This is a genomic window from Pseudomonas sp. AA-38 (assembly GCF_029457475.1).
Lineage (GTDB): Bacteria > Pseudomonadota > Gammaproteobacteria > Pseudomonadales > Pseudomonadaceae > Aquipseudomonas.
Map to the genome: position 1 here is coordinate 2,033,979 of NZ_CP120359.1, position 24,401 is coordinate 2,058,379.

Consider the following 24,401-nt stretch of genomic DNA (forward strand, 5'->3'; position numbering starts at 1 on the left):
GTCGTGGAAGAGGTTGAGCGGCATGGATGCCGCGAAAGCCGCGATGGGCCATGGATGGCCCACCGCGGCGGGCCTCTGGAGCGGCGATGGAATGAGCGAACCCTGGCGCAGCCAGGGCCGGATGAAAGGGCGGAGGTTTTGGTTACTTTGCCCGCAAAGTGACTCGCCCGGGAGGGCGAAACCAGAAACATCAGCAAAAACGCGGCAATTCGGAACAGACACCAGAAAAAACCAACACCGAATTGCCAGTCCGGTATCAAGCAACCATCACCCCATAGAATGCGCAGAACCCTCTTCCAGGTACTGGCTTCACTCACTGCACGCTTTGCAGAAACTGCCGATAGAGCAGGGCGCTCTGCTCGGGGCGTTCGAGCATGGGCACGTGACCGACACCCTCCATGATAGCCACGCTCGGCTTCTGCAGCAGCGGCTGCATCACCTCGATACTGGACACGTCCAGCACCCGATCTTGCCGGCCCCAGAGCAGCAGGGTTGGCGCGCTGATCTTCGCCAGTTGTGGCTCCAGCGGAACGTAGCGCTCCACCAGTTGCGCGAAGACCTGCTCGTAATACGCCGCGTTGGCGATGGCGCGTTCGGCCAGGTAATGCTCGAGCGACTCGGGCAGGTAGGGAGGCTCGACGAAGACGAAGTCCAACAGGGCCTGGAAGTCCTTTGGCTGATGAACGATCAATGGGTTGGGCTGGCCTTGCAGCAGGCGCTGGTAAAGCTCGCTCAGGTGCGGGGCGGTGACGCCAGCGTTATCGAACAATGCCAGGGAGCGCACATGCTCAGGGTAACGCGCCGCATACAGCGCGGCGATGTGGCCGCCCATGGAGTTGCCCAGCAGGTGGACATGCTGCAGGCCCAGGGCGTCGAGGATGTTGGCCAGGCGTTCGGCCTGAGTGCCGACATCGTAACTGCCGGCCGGGCGGTCGCTTTCGCCGAAGCCGGGCAGGTCGAGTGCGATGACCCGATAGCGATCCGTCAGGTAACGGGAGAAACGCAGCCAGTTGTCCTTGTCGGCGGCGAAGCCATGGATCAGCACCACCACTTCGCCCTCTGCTGGCCCGCCCTGGTAATAATGAATGTTAAGATCGCCGACGCGCGTTCGCTCGTGGCTCATGCCGGCGCGGTACTGTTCGATCAGACGCAGGCTGGCCAGTTGAGTTGCGGGGAAGAGGTAGAGCGTCGTTGCGGCAAGGGCGAGAAGCAGTACGAGGCCAAGCAGGCATTTTTTCATGACCATCCTTATCAGGGATTATCGTGGCGGCTTGGTTAAACTAGCATGAAGTCCCATTTCATCGAGTCGTCGGCAGGCTTTCGCCGTCGATTCTCATCTGAACCGAGAGTAGCCAATGCTCAAGTGCTTTGCATCGAAGTCTCTGCTGTTGTGGCTGGGCCTGCTGATATTGCCGGGCTCATTGCTCGCGGCTGGCAAGTGCGAGCGTCTGGTGGCCACGGGGAATCCCGAGTACCCGCCTTATCTGTGGCGTGATCCGCAGAACCCCAAGCAGCTGATCGGGGCCAATGCCGACCTGCTCAAGCAACTGGGCAAGGAGCTGGGCGTGACCATCGAGATGATCCACACTGGCCCCTGGTCGCAGGCGCAGGAAGAGGTGCGCAGCGGGCGTGTCGACCTGCTGGTCGGCGCCTTCATCACCCTGCCACGGCTAGAGAGCATGGATTATGTACACCCCGCGTTCTTCATCACGCCAAGCGTGGTCTGGGTGCGCAAGGGTGAAGGTTTCCCGTATGGCAGTTGGGTCGATCTGCAAGGGCACAAGGGTGACACCCTGGTGGGCAACAGCTTCGGCCAGCAGTTCGATGCTTTCGCCAAGCAGAACCTGACCCTGGAAGGTGTCGCCAGTCTCACCCAGGCGTTCCAGAAGCTCTTGCTCGGGCGTACCGACTATGTGCTTTCTGAGCATTACCCCGGCCTGGCGCTGGCGGAAACCCTGGGTGTGGACAGCGACCTCGAGGTACTGGAACCGCCGATTTCCAGCGAGGGCCTGTACCTCGCGCTGTCGCACAATTCGGCCTGTAACGAGCCCTGGCTGCGTGGACAGCTCGCGCGCAAGATGACAGAAATGGTTGCCGCAGGCGTGCCCGAGCAGTTCCTGCAGCGCAATCTGGCGTTGTGGCAAGCGCAGCAGATGCAACCCGACCCCGTTGGCGATGCCAATCAGTAGGACGTTTTCGTGATCGATCGATACCTTTGCAGACTCATACTACCCCTGGCGCTCGCTGGCTGTGCCAGTGATCCGGCACCGACCGAGCAGTTGCGCCTGACCGAACAGGCCCTGAGCCAGGTGCAGGCGCTGGCTGTTGGCGCCGAGCAGGCGCCGTTGCTGGCCCAGGCCGAGGACAAGTACGCGCGCGCTCGGATCGCTGCTGCGGACGAGGACAACAAGGAGGCACGCCTGCTGGCCGAGCAGGCTGAGCTGGATGCGCGCCTGGCCGAAGCCGAGCACCTCAACGTCAGGAGCCGCGAGCAACTGACCGAGCTCAATCGCCGTATTGCTCGACTGCGCCAGCAACTGGGGGCGATGTGATGAAAGGCTTGCCGATGCTCGCAGTGCTGCTCGTTTCGCTCACGGGCTGTGCGCTATCGCCGTCGAACGAAGAGGCCCTCGACGCCGCCCGCGCCAGCTTCCAGTCGGTCAAGGAAGACCCGGACGTGCTGCGTGCCGCCCCCAAGGACGTGATCCGCGCCGGTGAATCCCTGGCTCGCGCCGAGCGCCTGTCCAGTTACTGGGGCAGTGGGGCGGACGTGGCCCACTATGCCTACCTCAGCGAACGCTATGCTGCCATCGCCCGCCAGCACAGCGAAACCCGCTTGAACCAGGAGCGCGTGGCCAAGCTGGAGCTGGAGTTGCAGCGCCTGCAACTGACTCTGCGCGAGGCCAAGTTGCTCAGCGTGCAGCAGCACAATGGCTGGCTCGAGGAGCAGATGGTCAGCCTCGCCGCCAGCGAGACGGATCGTGGCCTGGTGATGACCCTGGGTGACATGCTCTTCGACGCCGGGCGTGCCGAGCTGCAGCCAGCGGCCAATCGCACCTTGCTCAAGCTCGTGCAGTTCCTGCAGATCAACCCGCAGCGCCGTGTGCGCATCGAGGGCTATACCGACAACACTGGCAGCGTCGAGGAGAACCTGGAGCTGTCACGGGCCCGGGCGCAGACGGTGGCTGATCTGCTGATCGACCTGGGTATAGACGCCAAGCGCATCCAGGTGGTGGGCTATGGCGTCGACTTCCCGGTGGCGGAAAACGCCTCGGCACGCGGGCGGGCGCAGAACCGCCGGGTGGAGATCGTCTTCTCCGATGAGCGCGGGCAACTGGGTAGCGAACGCTAGGCCTTTGTGTAGGCTCCGAACAACGCCGCGCCCCGTATGGGACGCGGCGTTTTTCATGGTTCTTCGTGGAGTCTCGGGAAAGTCGTCTTGACGCCGGACTGGCAAGTTTGTGTGCTGGTATGTGTTCTGGACGCCGCTTCAGTGTATTCAGAAACTCCTTGTTTCGCCCCCTCGGGCGACTCACTTTTCTTTGAAATGCGCAAAGAAAAGTAAGCAAAAGAAACGCACCCCCGCCATCCGGCCCCGGCTGCGCCGGGGTTCGTTCGTTCCATCATTGCTCCGAGGGCCCGCCGCGAAGGGCCATCCCTGGCCAGTCGCGGCTCTCGCGGCATCCATGCCGCTCAACCCTCTACACAACGATTCCACTCACCCTCCTGAAGGGGGACATTCGCGCGCCTGAACGAACCGGCATTCCAAGGTCTGCTCGGCGTGTTCTGGTAGCAGTGGAATCACGACGTGGTTGTCGAATTAAACCAATAGTTTCATTCGCCTGGATTGCTTGCCGGCTTCCCGGTCAGCCCTAAGGCGGGCCTCTGGAGCGACGATGGAGTGAGCGAACCCTGGCGCAGCCAGGGCCGGATGACCGGGCGGAGGGTTTTGGTGGGCTTGCCCTACAAAAGTGACTCGCCCGGGAGGGCGAAACCAAAAACATCAACAAAAACGCGGCAAGCCGGAACAAGCACCCGAACAACCAACAAGACAACAACCACACACAAACTTGCCGGTCCAGTGTCAAGCAAGCATCCCCCTATAACGCGAACAACCTTTTTCATGAGGCCTGGTTGTACGAGTAAAACAATGTTGAACTGTCCCGGTACAATTCTGCGCTTATCAGCTACTGTTATGGTTCAGTAGCCAGGAGGAGCTCGCCGTGACCAATCTGTTGCTCTATCAACGTATCGCCCAGCAGTTGGCCGACGATATCCGTCGCGGCGTCTACCAGCCGGGGGAACGTGTGCCCTCGGTGCGCAAGATGAGCGCGCAACTCAACGTCAGCCACGCCACGGTGCTACAGGCCTACGCCAATCTGGAAGACCAGGGCCTGATCCGTGCACGGCCGCAATCGGGCTTCTACGTGCATCAGACGCCCGCGCTGACCGCACCGACCCCGGATATCGCCAAGGTGGAGCGGCCTGGCCTGGTCACCCGCGCCAGCATCATCAATCAGGTGCTCACCGAGTCGCGCCGCGAAGGGGTGTTCCCGCTGGGCGCCGCGGTGCCCCATGTCGATTACCTGCCGGTGCGCGCGCTGCACCAGCAACTGGCTAAGGTCACCCGCTTTCATAGCCCGCGTGCCTTCAGCTACATGTTCAGCCCCGGCTTCGAGCCGCTGCGCCGCCAGGTGGCGATCCGCATGCGCGATGCGGGGGTGGTGGTCGACCCGTCCGAGGTGGTGATCACCCATGGTTGCGTCGATGCACTGCAGATGAGCCTGCGCGTGCTGACCAAGCCAGGCGATCTGATTGCCGTGGAATCGCCGACCTACTATGGCCTGCTGCAACTGGCTGACCTGCTCGGCCTCAAGGTCATCGAGATTCCCTGCGACCCCACCACTGGCATCAGCCTCGAAGCGCTGCAACTGGCGGCCAACCAGTGGCCGATCAAGGCACTGGTGCTGACTGCGCGGCTGTCCAACCCGCTGGGCGGAACCATCCCCGAGGAGCGCCAGCGCCAATTGCTGCGCCTAGCCGGCGATTACGATTTCCAGATCGTCGAGGACGATATCTATGGCGAGCTGATGTTCGAGCAGGGGCCGACCAAGGCGCTCAAGTCCCATGATCGCGACAGCCGGGTGATCTATTGCTCGAGCTTCTCCAAGACGCTTTCGCCCGGTGTGCGCATCGGCTGGATCGTCGCTGGCAAGTATCAGGACGAGATTCAGCGGTTGCAGACCTTTTCCACCCATTCGGCGTGCAGCGTTACCCAGATGGCGGTAGCGGCTTACCTGGAGAACGGTGGTTATGACCGCCATCTGCGGCATATCCGCCAGGAGTACCGCAAGAACCTCAGCGCCTTCCAACTGGCCGTGCAGCAGTATTTTCCGGCCGGCACGCAGATGACCCGGCCCAAGGGCGGCTTCATCCTCTGGGTCAGCCTGCCAGCGCGGGTCAATACCAAGGATCTGCACGTGCGCGCCTTGCAGCAGGGTATTTCCATCGCGCCGGGGCTGATCTTCAGCAACACCGAGCAGTTCAACCACTGCGTGCGACTCAATTGCGGCATCCCGTGGAATCGCGAGGCGGAAAGGGCGCTGATGACCCTGGGCATGCTGGCCACGCAGTTGTGCCAGGAGGCGGGTGGCTCATGGGAAGGTTGAAAAGCCTGTTCGAGCTTTAACCCGATTCATCAAGCAACTGCGTCTACCTGAGCGAAGGTCTCGTGCCATTGCTCAGGAGCTGCATCATGCCCATTCATTTCCGGTTGCTCGTTCATCCGTTGTCCATCGGTTTTTCTGTGAGCACCTTGTTGCTGCTCGCCGCCTGCAGCGCCTCTGGCCCGGAGCCAGAGGCCCAGTCCAGTACGGAGCCGGCGGCGTCGCTGACACCTGGGCGCCTGGCAGCACCTGCAACAGTCGAGATGGCTGCCGAGGCCAGCCACAAACGCATGGCGAACCTGGCCTACGCGCCGGCCCCGATGGCCGACGCTTTGCCGCCAGGCTACCGTGACCAGCCGCGGGAGCAGTATCAGGCCTATGCCGACAACCCGGTGCACGCCGTCGCCGAGACGCCGGTGTCCACCTTCAGCATCGACGTCGACACCGGCAGCTACGCCAATGTGCGGCGCTTTCTCAACGATGGACAACTGCCTCCTAAGGATGCGGTGCGCCTGGAGGAGCTGGTCAACTACTTCCCTTATGACTATCCGTTGCCGCAGGGTGATGTGCCTTTCGGTGTCAGCAGCGAGCTGGCAGTGACGCCCTGGAACCCACAGACCCGCCTGCTGCGCATCGCCATCAAGGCCTCTGATCGCAGCGTCGATGAGCTGCCACCGGCCAATCTGGTGTTTCTGGTCGATGTGTCCGGCTCGATGCAGCGCCGCGAAGGGCTGCCGATGGTGCAGGGCACCCTGAAGCTGCTGGTCGAGCAACTGCGCCCGCAGGATCGTGTCTCGCTGGTCACCTATGCCGGTGACAGCCAGGTGGTGCTCGACTCCACGCCCGGTAGCGACAAGGCGAAGATCCGTGCGGCCATCGATCAACTCAGCGCCGGTGGCTCGACGGCAGGGGAGTCCGGTATCCAGTTGGCCTATCAGCAGGCGAGCAAGCACCTGATCGACGGCGGTATCAATCGCATCCTCCTGGCCACCGATGGTGATTTCAATGTGGGCATCAGCGACTTCGACAGCCTCAAGCAACTGGCCGCCGACAAGCGCAAGAGCGGCATTTCGCTGACCACCCTGGGTTTTGGCGTGGACAACTACAATGAGCGTCTGATGGAGCAACTGGCCGATGCCGGCAACGGCAATTACGCCTATATCGACAACCTGCGTGAAGCACGCAAGGTGCTGGTGGATCAGCTTGGCTCGACCCTGGCCACCGTGGCCAGCGACGTGAAACTGCAACTGGAATTCAACCCGAGCGAGGTTAGCGAGTACCGCTTGCTGGGCTACGAGAACCGCGCACTCAAGCGCGAGGATTTCAGCAATGACAAGGTCGACGCCGGTGATATTGGCGCCGGGCACACCGTCACTGCGCTGTACGAGATCGTTCCGACAGGTAGCAAGGGTTGGCTGGAGCCGCTGCGCTATAAGGCCACTGCCCAGACCGCGAGCAAGAGTGGCGAACTGGCCTGGTTGCGGATTCGCTACAAGGCGCCGGGAGAGGTGAGCAGTCGGTTGCTGGAGCGCCCCATCGCGCGTGCCGAGGCCAAGCAGATGAACGCCGCCAGCGAGGATCTGCGCTTCGCCGCTGCAGTCGCTGCCTTCGCCCAGCAACTCAAGGATGGGCGCTACATCGGCGACTTCGGCCTGGCGCAGAGCATTGAGCTGGCGCGCTCGGCCAAGGGCGAGGATCGCTTCGGCCTGCGCGGCGAGTTCATCCAACTGGCCGAAATCGCCCAGAGCCTGCACACTTCCGCCTCCACCCCCGCACGAGTTCAGCAGTGAACGCACCTCTCACGGATGACGACGCCGCTTTGCTGCGGCGTTACCGCCACGGCGATGCCACGGCCTTCAATGCGCTGTACCAGCGCCATCGGCTGGGCCTGTTCCGCTTTCTGCTTGGCCTGTGCGGCGATCATGCCCTGGCCGAGGAAGTGTTTCAGGACACCTGGATGAGCCTGATCCGCAGCCAGAGCGAGCAGCGCGAGGCCGTGCTGTTCAAGACCTGGCTGTACCAGATCGCGCGTAATCGCCTGATCGATCACTGGCGCAAGACGGGCCGACATCAGACCGGGCATGACGAATACGATGAGGACCAGCACGCCCAGGCCGACCCGCAACCCGGCCCGGAGCAGCAGTGGGGCCTGAGTCGCGACAGTGAGCGGCTGCAGGCTGCGCTGGCTGACCTGCCGGAAGAGCAGCGCGAGGTGTTCCTGCTGCGCGCTCACGGCGACCTGGAACTGAACGAGATTGCCGAGTTGACCCGCACGCCGGCGGAGACGGTCAAGAGCCGTTTGCGCTATGCATTGCAGAAACTGCGCCGGCTGTTGGCCACCGAGGAGTTGTCCGCATGACCCATGAACGAGAACCGTTGGATCACGAACAGGCGCTGCTGGCGCATTTCCGTGCTCATGGCAGCGGTGAACCTTCGGCCGAGCTGGATGCGCGTATCCTCGCCGCTGCCAGCGTAGCTGCATCTGAGGCACGCCGGGCCGATGAGGCCAAGGCTGGCTGGGCACGGCGTCTGCATCAATGGCTGTTCGGCAGCACCCGCCAGCGCTGGTCGGTGGCCGTGGCCGGGCTGGCTTGTGTCGGCATCGGTGTCAGCCTGACCTGGCGCACGCTGGAGCAGGTGCCGCAAGCCTTCGATAGTGTGCCGCCCAGCGTGGCCATGAGTCCCGCCGCACCAGCACCCGCACCGATGGCCGCCAAGCGTGCCGCGCAGAGCGAGTCGATGGCGCGTATGGCCGCACCACAGGAGCGCCTCAAGGCCGAGGCTCTGGTGCGTCCGCTGCCACCTGCCGCGATGGCCGACACGCCCATGGCCAGTTCAGAGGCCATGGCGCCCATGGCCGAGCTGGTGATCCAGAGCGAGCCGCGCGAGGCATTGTTGCAACTGCTGGCGCTGCGCAAGACTGGTCAGCAGGAAGAGGCGCAGCGCCTGCTGGAGCAGCTCCAGGCCGATTACCCGCAACTGGATATCGAGGCCGAGCTGAGCCATCTGGCCGAAGAAGAACCTCGTGAATGAGATGCGGCGTAAAAGTCGTGTAAGTCGTCTTGCCAGACAGGTTCGGGCAGGGGAGCATGGGCGGGTTAGTGAATGAGTCAGTTGTACCCCATGAAACCTAAGTCTTTGCTGTTATTGCTGTGCCTGGCTTGGCTGAGTGCTTGCGAACCTGTGCCGCAGCCCGTGGCGCAGCCGCCCGAGCCTACCCAGGCCGCCCCCGTTACCACACCTGTCGAAGCACCTGCCGCCAAGCCCAAGCCCGCCGCGCCGGCGCGGGGCGAAGCGGTCGAGGCCAAGCCGGTGGTAGCGCCCGGCAAAGCGCCGGTTGCCGTCACGCCCAAGCCCGCTCCCGTACAACCCAAGCCGGTAGAGCCGGCTGCGGCGCAGGCGCTGGATCTGAGCGTGCCCCATGAGCTGTTCGAGCAGGCACTGCAAAGCAAAACCGAGCAGGAGCTGAAACCGCTGCTGCCGCCTCTGTTCGGCGAGAAGCCCGAAAGCACTGGCCCGTTCCAGATCAGCGGCAAGCTGATCAACAACGCGCGAGTGGACGACTACTGGGATTCCATCGAAGGCGCCGAGCTGCAGTTCGAGTTCAAGCAGTAGCGGCAGGCAGGAGCGCAGCGCCAACTGTCTGGCGCCGCGTAACGTCATTCAGAACCGATGCACCTGCAGCTCGATAGCCGTATGCACATCGGCATCCAGTGGCTGGAAGCTCGTCGAGCCCGGTAGGCGCACGTAGAGTGGCTCGTCTACCTTTTTCGGATCGTAGCCGGCCTGTTTCAGATCGGTCTTCTTGTACTTGAAGGTGCCGGTGGTCTCCACCTCGCCGAGCAGGCGGATGAACAGCGGGGCGGCATAAGCTGGCAGCTCGGCATCGAGATAGGCGGCCAGTGCGGCGCCGTCCAGCTCGCAGCCTTGTGCCAGGCGCAACGCGGCCATGCCGCAGCGGCCGTTGGTGCCGGGTATCTCCACGCCATAGACCACAGCATCCTCCACGCCGGGGAAGGCGCCGAGCACGTTTTCCACCTCGGTTGTCGAGACGTTCTCGCCCTTCCAGCGGAAGGTATCGCCGAGACGGTCGACGAACTGTGCGTGCTTGCAGCCGATGTCGCGCATCAGGTCGCCGGTGTTGAACCAGGCATCGCCTTTCTTGAACACGTTGCGCAGGATCACCGACTCGCTCTTGGCCGGGTCGGTGTAGCCGTCGAAGGGCCATTTGGCGCTGATCTCGCTGATCAGCAGACCGGCTTCGCCCTTGTCGGCCTTCTGCAGGAAACCGTTGCTGCTGCGGACCGGGCGGTCGTTCTCCAGGTCGTAGCGGACGATGGCGTAGGTGGCCGGGGTGTAGCCGACGGTGTTGTCGAAGTTGAAGACGTTGGTGAAGCCGATGTTGCCTTCGCTGGAGGCATAGAATTCGGTGATCTGCTCGATGCCGAAGCGCTCCTTGAACTCGGCCCAGATCGATGGGCGCAGGCCATTGCCGATCATGCAGCGCAGGCTGTTGCCCCGTTCGGCCGGGTGCACCGGCTGGTTGAGCAGGTAGCGGCACAGCTCGCCGATATAGCCGAAGCAGGTGGCCTGGTAGCGCGCCACGTCGCTCCAGAAGGCGCTGGCGGAGAAGCGCCGGCGCAGGGCGATGGCGGCGCCGCCGGCCAGCGCCGCGCTCCAGCACACGGTAACGGCGTTGTTGTGGTAACAGGGCAGCGTGAGGTAGAGCACGTCACGTTCGTTCAGCGTCAGGCCGGAGTGACCGAAGCCGCCATAGGCCTTGATCCACTTGCCATGGCTCATGATCGAGGCCTTGGGCAGGCCGGTGGTGCCCGAGGTGTAGATCAGGAAGCAGGGATCCTTCATGCGCACGCGCAGGCTGTCCGGTGGGTTGTCTTCAGCCTGGCCGACGGCCAGTTGCATCAGGTTGCTCCAGCCGTCCGGTGCCTGGCCGGGATCGCGCAGGCAATCCTGGTCGGCAACCCAGTAGCGTTTGGCCTGCTGGTTCTGCAGTTGCTCGGCGATTTCGTCGAAGGCGCCGAGCAGTTCGTCGCCGATCACCAGAAAGCGGGGTTTGACCAGGTTGAAGCTGTGCGCCAGCACCTTGCCGCGTTGGGTGGTGTTGATCAGGGCGCCGACCGCACCGAGTTTGCTCAAGCCGGCGAGGATAGCCAACTGTTCCAGGCGGTTTTCCAGCATCACCGCGACCACGTCGCCATGGCCGACCCCTTCGGCCTTGAAGGCCCAGGCCAGACGGTTGGCCCAGGCATTGAACGCGCGATAGCTGAGCTGGCGGTTCTCATCCATCATGGCCGGGCGCTCGGGGTAGCGCTCGGTGGCGAGTTGCAGGGCCCAGGCCAGCGACAGGCTCTTCTCGCGATTGCGGATACCCGCGTAGTAGAGCCCGCGCAACATGCGTGGCACGCGTGGCAGGTGTTGCGGCAGGTGGGCCAGAAAGCGAATGGGCGAAATCAGATCGGCTTGGCTCATGGGGCTCGCACTTTGAACTGTTATGAATTAGAGGCGATACCTGACTCTATTCAAGGCGCGCTCCGCCAGCCATGGCCCTGGCGCGCGCTTCGGCGGGCAGATCGGCAAATGCGCTGGTCTGGCGAGTGCGTCTGGATCGGTCATCCTGGGGTGCAGAGCCTGAATCAGGCGGCATACTGCTTCGCGAGTACGCCATACGGATCGACTACCCAGTACTCAAGTAGCATGGGGGAAGCGCCGGCTGCTTCGTAGAATTTCCCCAAGACCAGCAGGTGTATTGGGGCGTTATATGGCCTTGGATCAGTCGGAGGGCGTCGTCAGCGCCGTTTCCAGCACGAAGGACGTGGAATTGGCCGCGCAGGAACTGGCACGCCAGCTGATCCATCCCTATCTCGGTTTCGTGCTGTTTTTCTGCTCGGCCGAGTATGACCTCGATGGCCTTGGTCAGGCGCTGGAGGCGCACTTTGGCGGCGTCAGCCTGGTTGGTTGCACCAGTGCCGGCGAGATCACCCCGCAGGGCTATGGCCGAGGGTGCGTGGTGGCGCTGGGCTTCGACCTGCGCTGCTTCTCCATCGCCAGCGTGCTGATCGACGAGATGGAGCGCTTCAACCTGCTCGATGCGCAGCACCTGGTCGATGGCCTGGTCAAGGATTGCCGCAGTAACGAGCTGGCCTCGATCAAGGGCCACAGCTTTGCCCTGACCCTGCTCGACGGCCTCTCCAGCCGCGAGGAGCTGGTGCTCGGCGCGCTCAGCGCGGCACTGGGCAGCATCCCGCATTTCGGCGGTTCGGCCGGCGACGACAACCACCTGACCCATACCCATGTCTATCACGACGGGCGCTTTCACAGTGGTGCCGCGGTGGTGGTGTTGTTCAACACCTGGCTGGATTTCGAGGTGTTCAGCACCCACCACATCCTGCCCAGCGCCGACAAACTGGTGGTCACCCGTGCCGACAGCGCCAGCCGTCGGGTGTACGAACTCAACGCCGCACCGGCGGCGCAGGAGTATGCCGAACTGATCGGCGTACCACTCGAGGCTCTGGATCACCGCATATTCGCCGCCTATCCGCTGGCGGTGCGCATCAGCGATCACTACTACGTGCGTTCGATCCAGCAGGTGCATGACGACCTCAGCCTGACCTTCTACTGCGCAGTGGAGAACGGCATCGTCCTTACCGGCATGCGCCCTGGTCCCTTGCTGCCCAATCTGCAACAGCTATTCGCCGGTCTGCAGCAGCGCCTCGGCCCGTTGCTGCTGACCATCGGTTGCGACTGCTTCCTGCGCCGCCTGGAAATCGAGAACGACGCTGGCGTCGAGCCGGTCGCCGACCTACTGCGTCAGCAGCGGGTGATCGGCTTCAACACCTACGGAGAGCAGTTCAATGGCATGCACATCAACCAGACCTTCACCGGGGTCGCCATTGGTCGCCCCGCTGGACGCTGCGAACGCTGAGCTACAGGCACGCTGCGCCGCGCTGGAGCTGGAGAACGCCAAGCTCAAGCGCATCAACGCCGCGCTGATCGAGCGGGTGGAATCGATCCACTCGCGGGGTGACGATGCCTATGCCGCTTTCCAGCACTCGGTGGTACTGGCCGAGCAGGTGCGCGAGCGCACCGACGCGCTGAACCAGGCCATGGCCGAACTCAAGTCGAGCAACCAGTTGCTCAGCGATGCGCGCCTGCGCGCTGAGACCGCGCACCAGCACCTGATCGACGCCATCGAGAGCATTTCCGATGCCTTCGTGCTGTTCGACGACCGTCAGCGCATCGTCCTCTTCAACAGCCGTTTCAAGGCCCTGTGGGCACGCAGCCGGGCGCGTATCGGCACGGGCACGCGGTTGGAGGAGATCAAGCGCCTGAGTCGCAGCACCGGGCTGGTGGTGGAGGCGCAACTGGGCAAGGAAGGCGAGCCGAGCCTGTTCCGCCTGCAGGATGGCCGTTGGGTGCAGGTCAGCGAGCGGCCGACTCGCGAAGGCGGGCTGGTGATCCTCTACACCGACATCACCGAGGTCAAGCAGAGCGAGGCGCTGCGCCGCGAGCAGGCCCTGGCGCAGAAGTCGCGCCTGTTGCAGCGTGCGGTGGACAACCTGTCTCAGGGCATGGCCATGGTCAATGCCGAGGGCGCGCTGGAGCTGTGGAATCACCGTTTCCTCGAGCTCTGCGGCCTGGCGCCGATCAACGCGCACAGGCCCTTCGCCGAGGTGATGGCGGAAAGCGAGCTACAGCCGCTGACCCCGGACAGCCGCGATGCCGCCGGCAAGCCGTTGCGTCAGGTAGAGGTACGGCTGTTCGACGGGCGCATGCTCGAGGTGCGCACCCATCCGCTACCCACCGGCGGCTTCGTCAACACCTTCACCGACATCACCGAGCGTCATCGTCAGGCCCAGGCGCTGAGCGACAGCGAGCGCTGGATCCGCCTGATCACCGACCATGTGCCGGCGCTGATCGCCTACCTGTCTGCCGATCTGGTCTACGAATTCACCAACAAGGTCTACGAGGAATGGTACTGCTGGCCGCGTGGCGCCATGCTAGGCCAGAGCCTGCGCGAAGTGCACAGCGATGAGCACTGCCAGCGCCTGGAGCCTTACGTCGAGCGGGCACTGTCCGGCGAGAGCGTGACCTTCGAGTTCGCCGAGACCAATCACGCCGGGCAGGAGCGCTACATGCTGCGCTCCTACGTGCCCAACCGGCAGGCCAGCGGCGAGGTGGTGGGCATCTTCGTGCTGATCCGCGATATCACCGAGCGCCGTCGTACCGCCGAAGCCCTGCATCAGGCCTATCAGCACCTGGAACAGCGCGTGCGTGAACGCACTGCCGAGCTGACCACGGTGAACGAGCAACTGCGCCGCGAAATCGACGAGCGCACGCAGATGGAGGTGCGCCTGCGCGAGGCCAAGGGCGAGGCGGAGCAGGCCAACCTGTCCAAGACCAAGTTCCTCGCCGCGGTCAGCCATGATCTGCTGCAACCGCTCAACGCAGCGCGCCTGTTCACCAGCGCGCTGCTTGAGAAGCATGACCTGTCCGGCTGTGCACCCCTGGTACGCAACGTCAGCAATTCCCTGGAGGACGTGGAGAGTCTGCTCGGCACCCTAGTGGACATTTCCAAGCTCGATGCTGGGGTGATCAAGGCCGATATCGCGCCGTTCGCCGTCAGCGAGCTGTTACATAACCTGGCCGCCGAATACCACCAGATCGCCAGCAGCGAGGGGCTGCGCCTGGATTACCTGCCCAGTACGGCGCTGGTGCGCAGCGACGTGCAACTGCTGGCGCGGATTCTGCGCAATTTCCTCAGCAACGCCATTCGCTACACCGCCAGCGGACGCATCCTGCTGGGTTGCCGGCGGCGCGGCAACAGCCTGTCCATCGAGGTATGGGACAGCGGCATCGGCATCGCGCCAGACAAGCTCGGCGAGATTTTCCAGGAGTTCAAGCGCGGCGATAACGTGCAACGCAAACAGGATCGTGGCCTCGGTCTGGGCCTGGCCATCGTCGACAAAATCGCCCGCATGCTCGGCCATCGCATCCGCGTGGCCTCGCAGCAGGGCAGGGGGTCGATGTTCGCCGTGGAGGTGCCGTTGACCCGGCGCGCGCCACGGGCACGCACCCTGGAGGACAGCCCGCAATATCCGCTCGAGCGTCTGAGCGGTGCGCGCGTGTGGGTGCTGGATAACGACGCGGCGATCTGCGCCGGCATGCGCACCCTGCTCGAAGGCTGGGGCTGCCGGGTGATCACTGCGCTATCGGAGCAGGATCTGGCGCGCCAGGTGGACAACTACCACGCCGAGGCCGACCTGCTGATAGCCGACTACCACCTGGACGATGAGCGCAACGGCGTCGATGCCGTGGCGCAGATCAACGCACGGCGCAGCACGCCACTACCGGCGCTGATGATCACCGCCAACTACAGCAACGAACTCAAGCTGCAGATGCGCGAACTTGGCCACAGCCTGCTGCACAAGCCGGTGCGGCCGATGAAACTCAAGGCCGCGATGAATCATCTGCTCGAACGCGGCGTCGTGCAGGCCTGACTTAGCTGGAGAAGCCCAGGCGCGCGCGCCAGCGGTTTTCCAGCTCGGTGGTGTCGTGATCCTTGGGATGGAAGCCCGGGCGGTAGTAGTCCAGGTAAGGGCCGATCATCTTGGTGAAGAAACCTTCACGCGGGCCGAACAGCTTGCGCAGGCCCAGCGCCCAGCTACGCCAGTTGAACAGTTGGCCGTCCTTGCGCAGCAGATGCAACTGGAACCAGCCGATCACCCCGGCGAACATCACCGTGGTCATCATCATCACGAATACGCGGGTGAAGTAGCCGCCGTAGAGATTCTGGTAGACGTCGTAGCAGACTGCCTTGTGCTCATTCTCCTCGATGGCGTGCCACATCCATAGCTGGTACAGCTTGGGGTCGTTCATCTGGGTGGTGAGGTCTTCGCGCTTGAGCAGTTGCTCGGCCATGGTGGCGGTGAAGTGTTCCAGCGCGCAGGTGGCCGCCAGGCGATGCTTCTTGGTGCTGAAGCGAGTCGTCCATTCCAGCAGCACCTTGATGCGCAGTTCCAGGCGTTCCAGATCGATGCCGTGCTCGTTGGCATAATCGTTGTAGGCCGCGTGTTCCTTGGAATGCATGGCTTCCTGGCCGATGAAGGCACTGATGTCCTTCTTCAACTGCGGGTCGGTGATCTCGTCACGCACCGCGCGCACGCTGTCGACGAAGAACTTCTCGCCGTAGGGGAACAGCGAGGACAGGTTGTTCATGAACTGGCTCATGAACGGGTCGTTGTAGAACCAGTATTTGGGCGTCGCGGTGAAGCTGAAATCCATGCGCCGAACCGGGAAGCTGGCTTTCGCTTGGGGCAGAGCGGTGCTTGCAGTCATCGTTCGAGTCCTCTTGGGGAGTCGTGCTCCCGATTGTTATGCGGCTCTGATTGGCACCAGTCGCGGATAGGGCCGCATGCCTCCTGCGGCGACTTTGCCATTGAACGATGTAACTATCAGGTTTCATGCGGCCCAACGCCGCCAACTTTAGGCGGGTCTTGCACTCGTGAGCCGTTCAGGACGGCTTTTGCCGCAGCTCGCTCAGTTCCTGGCGCAGTGCGCGCAGCTCGTCGAGTATGGCCTGCTCGCGCGCCACCGCAGCCTGTTCTTCGGCATTGGGCTCGTGGGTGCTCTGCATGGCGTTGACGATCACCGCGATGAACAGATTGAGCATCATGAAGGTGGCGATGAGGATGTAGGGCACGAAGAACAGCCAGGCCAGTGGGTGCTGTTCCATCACCGGGCGGACGATGCCCATCGACCAGCTTTCCAGGGTCATCACCTGGAACAGGGTATAGAGGCTGGCGCCGATGTTGCCGAACCACTCGGGAAAGCTCTGGCCGAACAACTGCGTGGCCATCACCGCAGCGACGTAGAAGATCAGCCCCATGAGCATGACGATGCTGCCCATGCCCGGCAGCGAGGCGAGCAGCGCTTGCACCACCTTGCGCATGCTCGGATTGATCGACACCAGGCGCAGCACCCGCAATACGCGCAGGGCGCGCAGCACGGCGAAGGGGCCGCTGGCTGGAATCAGGGCGATGCCGACCACCAGGCAGTCGAACACTGCCCAGGGGTCGCGCAGCAGCTTCAGGCCGCGTGCGGTGAAGCGCAGGAGCAACTCGATGACGAAGCAGGCGAGGATCAGCGCGTCGAGGATCAGCAGTGGTTTGCCCCATTGCGCCATGATGTTCGGCGAGGTCTGCATGCCGAGGATGGCGGCATTTATCAGGATCAATACCGTGATCAGACGCTGTACGGACGTACCGTCCATGACAGCGCCCAGGCGCTGACGCCAAGCAGGACTCGGATGCGTAGTGAGTTCGTTCATGGTCAAGGGGCAATCGAGATTCGGTCAGGGAAGTGAGCGAATGATTCTACGGTTTCCAGACCGAAGCTGATCAGGTGTTGGAGGGCTTGCCCTGGGTATTAAGGGTTACCCATTGTTTCCGTGAGCTGCTGAGCCCTTGTCGCCAGGCTTCGCTCACAGCCTTTGCGGCAGTGGTGAAGCCTTGTGCAGATCGGAGCGGCTGGAGGTGGCGATGACCTGGGGATTACTGCTCGTCGAGGGCGAAGGCGGTCAGGGTGAAGGTGGCGATGCCGGCGTCCTGCAGCTTCTGCGAGCCGCCCAGTTCCGGCAGATCGATGATCGCGGCTGCCTCATGGATGGTTGCACCCATGCGCCTTACCAGATTGGCGGCGGCGATCAGGGTGCCACCCGTGGCGATCAGATCATCGAAGATCAGCACCGAGTCGCCTTCGCACAGGCTGTCGGCGTGCACTTCCAGGAAGGCTTCGCCGTATTCGGTCTGATACCCCTCGCTGAGCACGTCGGCTGGCAGCTTGCCCTGCTTGCGAAATAGCACCAGTGGCTTGTTCAGTTCGTAGGCGATGATCGAGCCGATCAGGAAACCACGGGCATCCATGGCGCCGATATGGCTGAACTCGGCTTCGACGTAGCGCTGGATGAAGCTGTCAGCGACCATGCGCAACGCGCGGGGCGACTGGAACAGCGGGGTGATGTCACGGAACACCACGCCGGGCTTGGGGAAGTCCACCACCGGGCGGATCAGGGTCTTGATGCTGAATTCGTCGAAGATCATGGGGTGTCCTGCTGGAATCGCGCGGACGAAAACGCCGCGCATGCGCGGCGCTGTCGTGCTGGAGGGAAACCGCTGGTGTCAGGGACTGCGGTGGTTTCAGATGTCGATATTGCCACCGGCCAGGGCGCACAGCTCGATGGGGTCGAGAATGTGCACTTCCTTGCCTTCGGCCTCGAGCAAGTTGTTCTGCTGGAAGCGGGTGAACACGCGGGACACCGTCTCCACGGCAAGACCCAGGTAGTTGCCGATTTCGTTGCGTGACATGGCCAGGCGGAACTGGTTGGCGGAAAAGCCTCGGGCGCGGAAGCGGGCGGAGAGGTTGACCAGGAAGGTGGCGATGCGCTCGTCGGCGGTCTTCTTCGACAGCAGCAACATCATCTGCTGATCGTCACGGATCTCGCGGCTCATGATGCGCATGAGCTGGCGACGCAGTTGCGGCAGTTGCAGAGCCAGGTCATCCAGGCGCTCGAAGGGGATCTCGCACACCGAAGTGGTTTCCAGGGCCTGGGCCGACACCGGGTAGCGCTCGCCATCGACGCCGGACAGGCCGACCAGCTCGCTGGGCAGGTGGAAGCCGGTGATCTGTTCCTCACCCGAGTCGCTCAGACCGAAGGTCTTCAACGCACCGGAGCGCACCGCGAATACCGAGCCGAAGGCATCGCCCTGACGGAACAGAAACTCGCCTTTCTTCAGTGGGCGACCGCGTTTGACGATTTCGTCGAGCGCGTCCATGTCTTCCATGTTCAGCGAGATCGGCAGACACAGGCTGGCCAGGCTGCAATCCTTGCAATGGGCTTGGTGCTGTGCCCGCAGCTTGATGTTCTCGGACATCGTTCCGCTTCCTGATAAACACGCAATGACGTTAAAGAGTACAGCAGGGCAAGGCTTGCGGCCAGTCGAAAGAAAGCTGAACTGACGTTCAAGTTTGTCCTGGTGCGGCCGATAGCAGTTGCAATCGAAAGCAAGGGAGGTGCGAAGATGCGCATCGACGCTAATACCCCGCTGAGCAACCTGAGCATAGCTTCTCAGCGACAAAATATCGCAGTCGAGCAGACGCCTGAAGAGGTGCGCGATGGCTTGCGGGTCAGCCTGTCGGAATTGGGCAAGAGCCTGTCGGCCAGCAGGGGCGAGGCGAACAACAAGGATGTCGACGAGAGCGGCTTGCCGGACAGCATCAAGGAGTTGCTGAAGATGATCCGCAAGCTGAAGGCTGAGATCGCCGCCAAGCAGGCCGAACTCAAGGCGCTGATGGCCGACCAGAGCCTGGATGCGGAAACCAAGCGGGCCAAGGCCGATGCCTTGCAGACGGAGCTGAGCAGCCTCAATAGCGCACTGACCTCGGCCAATGCCAACCTGATCAGGCAGATGCGTGAGCAGGGCTTGAGCAAGGAACAGATGCAGACCGCCTCATCCCTGGCCATGGGCTGAAAACGGTGTGCTGGCTGATGCCGGCCAGATATCGTCCGCGACCGTGGGAGCGGATTCATTGGCGATTCTGGCGGCTACGGCGGCAACCCTTTCGCAGATAAATCCGTTCCTACACGCTGTAAGCCGCAAAACACAGGCCGTGCTATTCAGATCACCCGTGAGAAGCGCTGACGCACCTGGTCGGTCAGGTAACGGTCGAACAGCATGCACAGCGAGCGCACCAGCAGGCGGCCGGCGGCCAGTACCCGGATGCCGTGTTCACCAAGTTCGATCAGGCCGTCATCGTGCAGGCGCTGCAGATCCGGCCAGAGCGCCGAGAAGTAGTAGCGGAAATCGATGGCGTAAGCCTGTTCGATGCCACGGAAATCCAGCTCGAAGTGGCAGATCAGTTGCTGAATCACGGCACGCCGCACGCGGTCGTCGGCGTTGCAGTGCAAGCCACGGCGCGTGGCTAGTTGGCCATTGCCGAGGCTCTGCTGGTAGTTGCCGATGTCGCTGTCGTTCTGACTGTACAGGTCACCTATCTGGCTGATGGCCGAGACCCCCAGGCCGATCAGGTCGCAATGACCGTGGGTGGTATAGCCCTGGAAGTTGCGCTGCAGGGTGCCTTCCTCCTGCGCCACCGCCAGCTCGTCGTCGGGCAGGGCGAAGTGATCCATGCCGATGTAACGGTAGCCGGCCTTGGTCAGTTGCTCGATGCTGGCCTGCAGCATGGCCAGCTTGTCGGCCGCCGGCGGCAGATCCTCGGCGTTGATGCGCCGCTGTGGCATGAAGCGTTCCGGCAGGTGCGCATAGTTGAACACTGACAGGCGATCGGGTTGCAGGGCGATCACTTCGGCCACGGTGCGAGCGAAGCGCTCCGGGGTTTGCTTGGGCAGGCCGTAGATCAGGTCGATGTTCAACGAGCGAAACTGCAGGGTGCGTGCCGCCTCGACTATGGCGCGGGTTTCTTCCAGGGTCTGCAGGCGGTTGACCGCGCGCTGCACCTCGGGGTCGAGATCCTGCACGCCGAGGCTGACGCGGTTGAAACCCAGCTCGCGCAGCAGGCCCATGGTCGACCAATCCGCTTCGCGGGGGTCGATCTCGATGCTGTAGTCGCCGGAGTCGTCATCCAGCAGGTTGAAATGCTGGCGCAGGTGCTGCATCAGACGGCGCAGTTCGTCGTGACTGAGGAAGGTGGGTGTGCCGCCGCCGAAGTGCAGTTGCTCAATCACCTGTTCCTTGCCGATGTAGCGGCTGACGATCTCGATTTCCCGTTCCAGTTTCTCCAGATAGGGCAGGGCGCGACCGCGATCCTTGGTGATCACCTTGTTGCAGGCGCAGTAATAGCAGATGTGCGAACAGAACGGGATGTGCACGTAGAGCGACAGTGGGCGGCCTGCCTTGCGGCTGTCGCGCAGCGCATGCAGCAGGTCGAAGGGGCCGATGTCGTCGTGGAACTGCACGGCGGTCGGATAGGAGGTGTAGCGCGGGCCGGCGAGATCGTAGCGGCGGATCAGGTCGGCATCCCACTGGATGGCGTCGAGCATGGGAAATAATCCTGTACAGGCTGTGCGGCCAGTCTAGGGATGCGGGTGTGTGGGGGCCTTGACCTGAATCAACGGGGAGAAAGGCAGGGGCGACCGAGAGCGTAGCCCGTGCTTCTGTTTTTACTTGACGCTTGAGGCTTGCAGCTTGTAGCTGCTCTGGCGACGTAGCCCGGATGCAATCCGGGGAGTGGTGGCAGGTTTTCCCGGATTGCATCCGGGCTACGCGCGTGCTCGTGCTTCTGCTTTTACTTGCCTCTTGAGGCTTGTAGCTGCTCTAGTGCCCCATCAGCCAATGCTGGTGCGGGCCGGGCAGGGTCCAGAGGCCGAACAGGATAACCAGCAGGCCACCCGCCATGCGCACGCCCCGTTTGCGCAGCAGCGCGGTGAGGCGCTCGGCGGCCAGCCCGGTGGCCAGCAAGACTGGCCAGGTGCCGAGGCCGAACGCCAGCATCAGCAGGGCGCTGTCCACTGCATTGCCCTGGCTTGAGGCCCACAGCAGGGTGCTGTAGACCAGGCCGCAGGGCAGCCAGCCCCATAGTCCGCCCAACACCACGGCCTTCGGGATGCTGGTGACCGGCATGAAGCGCCGAGTCAGGGGCTGGATGTACCGCCACAGGCCACGGCCCAGCGCTTCGATGCGTGTCAGCCCGCTCCACCAGCCGGCCAGGTACAGGCCCATGGCGATCAGCAGCAGGGCAGCGAGGCTGCGCATGACCACTTCGGCGCTACTGCCAGCCACGGCCCAACCGGCCAGGCCGAGGAGCAGGCCGGCGGCGCTGTAGCTGAGAATGCGCCCGAGGTTGTAGGCCAGCAGCAGGCGCAGGCGCTTGCCGCGTTGCTCCGGAGGAATCGCCAGGGTCAGCGCGCCCATCAGGCCACCACACATGCCCAGGCAATGACCGCCGCCGAGCAGGCCGAGGATCAGCGCCGACACCAGCAGGGGAGCCAGCTCAAGCATCAGGTTTGCCCGGCTTGTTGTGATCCTCGGCCTGCTCGACGCCGGCCTTGTGCAGCGGATCCTCGTCGTCGAAGAGAATGCTGTGGGCGGGGCTGTCGAGGTCGTCGTACTGGCCGCTGTCCACCGCCCAGAAGAACAGCCAGATGGCGAACGCGACCAGGGCGATGGCGACGGGAATCAGGATGTACAGGGCGGACATACGCTCTCCGGGGTGGCGTCTGGGTAGGAGCGAGCCTTGTTCGCGAAATGCTTCTTCGCGAGCAGGGCTCGCTCCTCGATGTTCGGGCTACGCTTGCTGCAGCTTAGCGGCTCAGACGCAGGGCATTGAGTACCACCAGCAGCGAGCTGAACGACATGCCCACCGCTGCCCAGATGGGGGTGATCCAGCCGAGCGCCGCGAACGGCAGCACCAGGCCATTGTACAGGGTCGCCCAACACAGGTTTTCGATGATGATACGCCGTGTGCGTTTGGCCATGCTCAGGCCCTGCACCAGGCTGCTCAGGCGATTGGACAGCAGTACGGCATCGGCACTGGTCTTGGCCAGGTCGGACGCCGAACCCATGGCCACGCTGATATCGGCTGCAGCCAGCACCGGCACGTCATTGACGCCATCGCCGAGCATCAGTACGCGACGGCCTTCGGCATGCAACTGTTTGAGTACAGCCAGCTTGGCATCCGGGGTCAGGCCGCCACGGGCATCCTCGATGCCGAGCTGACGCGCCACTTCACCCACCATCGGCGAGCTGTCGCCGGACAGCAGGTGGATGTGCCAGCCACGGGCGCGGGCGGCGGCGATCAGCTCGGGCGCATCCTCGCGCAGGCGGTCGTCGAGCACGAACCACGCCAGTGGGCCCTGCTCATCCCCCAGCAGCAGCCACTGGCCATATTGGCTGGTAATCGCTGGCACGGTCTGGCCACTCAAGGCGCAGACGAAGCCGGCTTCGCCGATGCGCAGCAGGCGGCCGTCGACGCGGCCCTGCAGGCCCTGGCCGGGATAGCTGTCGACGCTGTCGGCTGCGCGTGGCGCCTGGCCAAAGGCGCGGGCAATGGGGTGTTCGGAGCGGTTTTCCAGGGCGGCGGCCAGGGCCAGGCAGGCGTCCTGATCGAGTTCGCGCAGCGGATGGATGGCGCTGAGGGCGAGGCGGCCTTCGGTCAGGGTGCCGGTCTTGTCCAGCACCAGCGTGTCGATATGGTTGAGGCCTTCGAGCACATGGCCACGGGTCAGCAGCAGGCCCAGCTTGTGCAGGCTGCCGGTGGCGGTGGTCAGCGCGGTCGGCGTGGCTAGGGCCAATGCGCAGGGGCAGGTGGCCACGAGCAGGGCGAGCACCACCCAGAAGGCGCGGCTGGAGTCGATTTCCCACCAGGCGAGACCGACCACGGCAGCGGCAACGAGGATGAACAGCAAAAACCACTGCGAAACCCGGTCGGCGATTTCTGCCAGGCGCGGCTTCTCGCTCTGCGCGCGCTCCAGCAGGCGCACGATGGCCGACAGCCGGGTGGCGTCGCCCAGGGCCTGCACGCTCACCGTCAGCGGGCCTTCGACGTTCAACGTGCCGGCGGTGACGGGGTCGCCGATGCCGCGTGCCTGCGGCAGGTATTCGCCAGTGAGCAGCGATTCGTCGACACTGGATTGGCCTGCGAGGATGCGCCCGTCAGCGGGAATCAGCGAGCCGGGTTGCACCAGCACTTGCTCACCTTCGCGCAGCTCGCTGAGCAGGATGCGCTGGCTCTGGCCGTCGGCGTTCAAGCGCAGGCAGGAGGCCGGTAGCAGCTTGACCAACTGCGCCGTAGCGGCTGCCGTCCGTTCTCGTGCACGGCGCTCCAGGTAGCGCCCGGCGAGCAAGAACAGCGCAAACATGCCCACGGCGTCGAAATACAGTTCGCCCTGGCCGGTGATGGTCGACCAGATGCCGGCCACGTAGGCACCGCCGATGGCCAGCGAGACCGAGACGTCCATGGTCAGGTGACGCGTACGCAGGTCGCGCAGGGCGCCACGGAAGAACTGGCCGCAGCAGTAGAAGACGATAGGCGTGGTGAGAAACAGGCTGGTCCAGCGCAGGATCTTGTCCAGCTCCGGCGACAGGTCGATGTTGAATTCCGGCCAGGTGGCCATGGTCGCCATCATCACCTGCATCCACAACAACCCGGCCACGCCCAGCTCGCGCATGCGCCGGCGGTTTTCCGCGGCCATGCGTTCGGCCACCTCGTCAGCGCGCCAGGGGTGGGCGGCGTAACCGATGCGGCGCAGTTCGGCGAGCAGCTTGCTCAGGGCGATCTGGCTGTCCTGCCAGCGCACCTGCAGGCGGTGGTTGGACAGGTTCAGGTGCGCTTCGGCCACGCCTGGCACGCCGCGCAGGTGCTTCTCGATCAGCCAGCCGCAGGCGGCGCAGCTAATACCTTCGATCAGCAACTGGGTTTCGCTCAGTTCGCCCTGGTGCTGGACGAAGGGCTGCTGCACATCGCTGCGGTCATACAGCGCCAGTTCATCCGGCAGGGCGGCGGGCAGTGCCTGCGGGTTGGCCGCGTTCTCGCTGCGATGGCTGTAGTAATGCTCCAGGCCGCCGGCGACGATGGCTTCGGCCACGGCCTGACAGCCGGGGCAGCACATTTCGCGGGTCTGGCCGAGCACGTCGGCATGGAACTGGCTGCCGGCAGGCACCGGCAGGCCACAGTGATAGCAGGGAGTGGGGGTGGGCATCG

At 63.6% G+C, this 24,401-nt stretch carries 21 protein-coding genes; 11 read left to right on the plus strand and 10 right to left on the minus strand.

Features of this window, described 5'->3' with window-relative positions; translation table 11 throughout:
* Positions 1-313 precede the first annotated feature (313 nt).
* On the minus strand, positions 314-1,240 hold the full coding sequence (locus tag PVE35_RS09310; RefSeq protein WP_277374461.1) for an alpha/beta fold hydrolase: 927 nt from the start codon (positions 1,238-1,240) through the stop codon (positions 314-316).
* 115 nt (positions 1,241-1,355) lie between these two features.
* On the opposite strand from PVE35_RS09310, the gene PVE35_RS09315 reads away from it, so the two are divergent.
* The 8 genes from PVE35_RS09315 to PVE35_RS09350 all read left to right on the plus strand — a co-directional run bounded on the left by PVE35_RS09315 (position 1,356) and on the right by PVE35_RS09350 (position 9,281).
* Positions 1,356-2,189: a transporter substrate-binding domain-containing protein gene (locus PVE35_RS09315; protein ID WP_268177954.1), complete on the plus strand. Its 834-nt coding sequence runs from the start codon at positions 1,356-1,358 to the stop codon at positions 2,187-2,189.
* 9 nt (positions 2,190-2,198) lie between these two features.
* Positions 2,199-2,552 (plus strand): DUF4398 domain-containing protein, encoded by a 354-nt coding sequence (locus PVE35_RS09320; RefSeq protein WP_268177953.1) that lies wholly within the window; start codon positions 2,199-2,201, stop codon positions 2,550-2,552.
* Positions 2,552-3,352: an OmpA family protein gene (locus PVE35_RS09325; RefSeq protein WP_268177952.1), complete on the plus strand. Its 801-nt coding sequence runs from the start codon at positions 2,552-2,554 to the stop codon at positions 3,350-3,352. The genes PVE35_RS09320 and PVE35_RS09325 overlap by 1 nt, the downstream gene beginning before the upstream one ends.
* 871 nt (positions 3,353-4,223) lie before the next feature.
* Positions 4,224-5,669 (plus strand): PLP-dependent aminotransferase family protein, encoded by a 1,446-nt coding sequence (locus PVE35_RS09330; protein ID WP_268177951.1) that lies wholly within the window; start codon positions 4,224-4,226, stop codon positions 5,667-5,669.
* 86 nt (positions 5,670-5,755) lie between these two features.
* The gene (locus tag PVE35_RS09335; RefSeq protein WP_277374462.1) at positions 5,756-7,456 is read left to right on the plus strand and encodes a VWA domain-containing protein; all 1,701 of its coding nucleotides are present in this window, start codon (positions 5,756-5,758) and stop codon (positions 7,454-7,456) included.
* Positions 7,453-8,025, plus strand: coding sequence for an RNA polymerase sigma factor (locus PVE35_RS09340; protein WP_277374463.1), 573 nt, complete (start codon positions 7,453-7,455; stop codon positions 8,023-8,025). The genes PVE35_RS09335 and PVE35_RS09340 overlap by 4 nt, the downstream gene beginning before the upstream one ends.
* Positions 8,022-8,699: a hypothetical protein gene (locus PVE35_RS09345; RefSeq protein ID WP_277374464.1), complete on the plus strand. Its 678-nt coding sequence runs from the start codon at positions 8,022-8,024 to the stop codon at positions 8,697-8,699. Before PVE35_RS09340 ends, PVE35_RS09345 begins: the two co-directional genes overlap by 4 nt.
* Before the next feature lie 90 nt (positions 8,700-8,789).
* Entirely contained in the window at positions 8,790-9,281 is a 492-nt protein-coding gene (locus PVE35_RS09350; RefSeq protein ID WP_277374465.1) for a hypothetical protein, read from the plus strand.
* 48 nt (positions 9,282-9,329) lie between these two features.
* Here PVE35_RS09350 and PVE35_RS09355 read toward each other — a convergent pair whose 3' ends face one another.
* Positions 9,330-11,156: a long-chain-acyl-CoA synthetase gene (locus PVE35_RS09355; RefSeq protein ID WP_277374466.1), complete on the minus strand. Its 1,827-nt coding sequence runs from the start codon at positions 11,154-11,156 to the stop codon at positions 9,330-9,332.
* 289 nt (positions 11,157-11,445) lie between these two features.
* Here PVE35_RS09355 and nosP point away from each other — a divergent pair, with 289 nt between their 5' ends.
* Both nosP and nahK read left to right on the plus strand, forming a co-directional pair.
* Positions 11,446-12,609 (plus strand): nitric oxide-sensing protein NosP, encoded by a 1,164-nt coding sequence (nosP, locus tag PVE35_RS09360; protein WP_268177943.1) that lies wholly within the window; start codon positions 11,446-11,448, stop codon positions 12,607-12,609.
* Positions 12,539-15,184: a hybrid sensor histidine kinase/response regulator NahK/ErcS' gene (gene nahK / locus PVE35_RS09365; protein ID WP_277374467.1), complete on the plus strand. Its 2,646-nt coding sequence runs from the start codon at positions 12,539-12,541 to the stop codon at positions 15,182-15,184. The genes nosP and nahK overlap by 71 nt, the downstream gene beginning before the upstream one ends.
* A gap of 1 nt (position 15,185) precedes the next feature.
* Here the strand turns inward: nahK and PVE35_RS09370 are convergent, their stop codons facing one another.
* The 4 genes from PVE35_RS09370 to fnr form a co-directional block, all read right to left on the minus strand.
* The gene (locus PVE35_RS09370; protein ID WP_268177941.1) at positions 15,186-16,022 is read right to left on the minus strand and encodes a metal-dependent hydrolase; all 837 of its coding nucleotides are present in this window, start codon (positions 16,020-16,022) and stop codon (positions 15,186-15,188) included.
* 175 nt (positions 16,023-16,197) lie between these two features.
* Positions 16,198-17,013 carry an ion transporter gene (locus PVE35_RS09375; RefSeq protein ID WP_268177940.1) on the minus strand — a complete coding sequence of 272 codons (816 nt, stop codon included), beginning with the start codon at positions 17,011-17,013 and terminating at the stop codon, positions 16,198-16,200.
* Between the two features lie 223 nt (positions 17,014-17,236).
* Positions 17,237-17,785 (minus strand): adenine phosphoribosyltransferase, encoded by a 549-nt coding sequence (locus PVE35_RS09380; protein ID WP_268177939.1) that lies wholly within the window; start codon positions 17,783-17,785, stop codon positions 17,237-17,239.
* Positions 17,786-17,881: 96 nt separating this feature from the next.
* Entirely contained in the window at positions 17,882-18,616 is a 735-nt protein-coding gene (gene fnr / locus PVE35_RS09385) for a fumarate/nitrate reduction transcriptional regulator Fnr (RefSeq protein ID WP_268177938.1), read from the minus strand.
* Positions 18,617-18,763: 147 nt separating this feature from the next.
* On the opposite strand from fnr, the gene PVE35_RS09390 reads away from it, so the two are divergent.
* On the plus strand, positions 18,764-19,213 hold the full coding sequence (locus tag PVE35_RS09390) for a hypothetical protein (RefSeq protein WP_268177937.1): 450 nt from the start codon (positions 18,764-18,766) through the stop codon (positions 19,211-19,213).
* Between the two features lie 146 nt (positions 19,214-19,359).
* Here the strand turns inward: PVE35_RS09390 and hemN are convergent, their stop codons facing one another.
* The 4 genes from hemN to PVE35_RS09410 form a co-directional block, all read right to left on the minus strand.
* Entirely contained in the window at positions 19,360-20,742 is a 1,383-nt protein-coding gene (hemN, locus tag PVE35_RS09395; protein ID WP_277374468.1) for an oxygen-independent coproporphyrinogen III oxidase, read from the minus strand.
* 274 nt (positions 20,743-21,016) lie between these two features.
* The gene (locus PVE35_RS09400; RefSeq protein ID WP_277374469.1) at positions 21,017-21,700 is read right to left on the minus strand and encodes a sulfite exporter TauE/SafE family protein; all 684 of its coding nucleotides are present in this window, start codon (positions 21,698-21,700) and stop codon (positions 21,017-21,019) included.
* Positions 21,693-21,899, minus strand: coding sequence for a cbb3-type cytochrome oxidase assembly protein CcoS (ccoS, locus tag PVE35_RS09405; RefSeq protein ID WP_268177934.1), 207 nt, complete (start codon positions 21,897-21,899; stop codon positions 21,693-21,695). The genes PVE35_RS09400 and ccoS overlap by 8 nt, the downstream gene beginning before the upstream one ends.
* Positions 21,900-22,002: 103 nt before the next feature.
* Positions 22,003-24,399: a heavy metal translocating P-type ATPase gene (locus PVE35_RS09410; RefSeq protein ID WP_277374470.1), complete on the minus strand. Its 2,397-nt coding sequence runs from the start codon at positions 24,397-24,399 to the stop codon at positions 22,003-22,005.
* Positions 24,400-24,401: the final 2 nt, after the last annotated feature.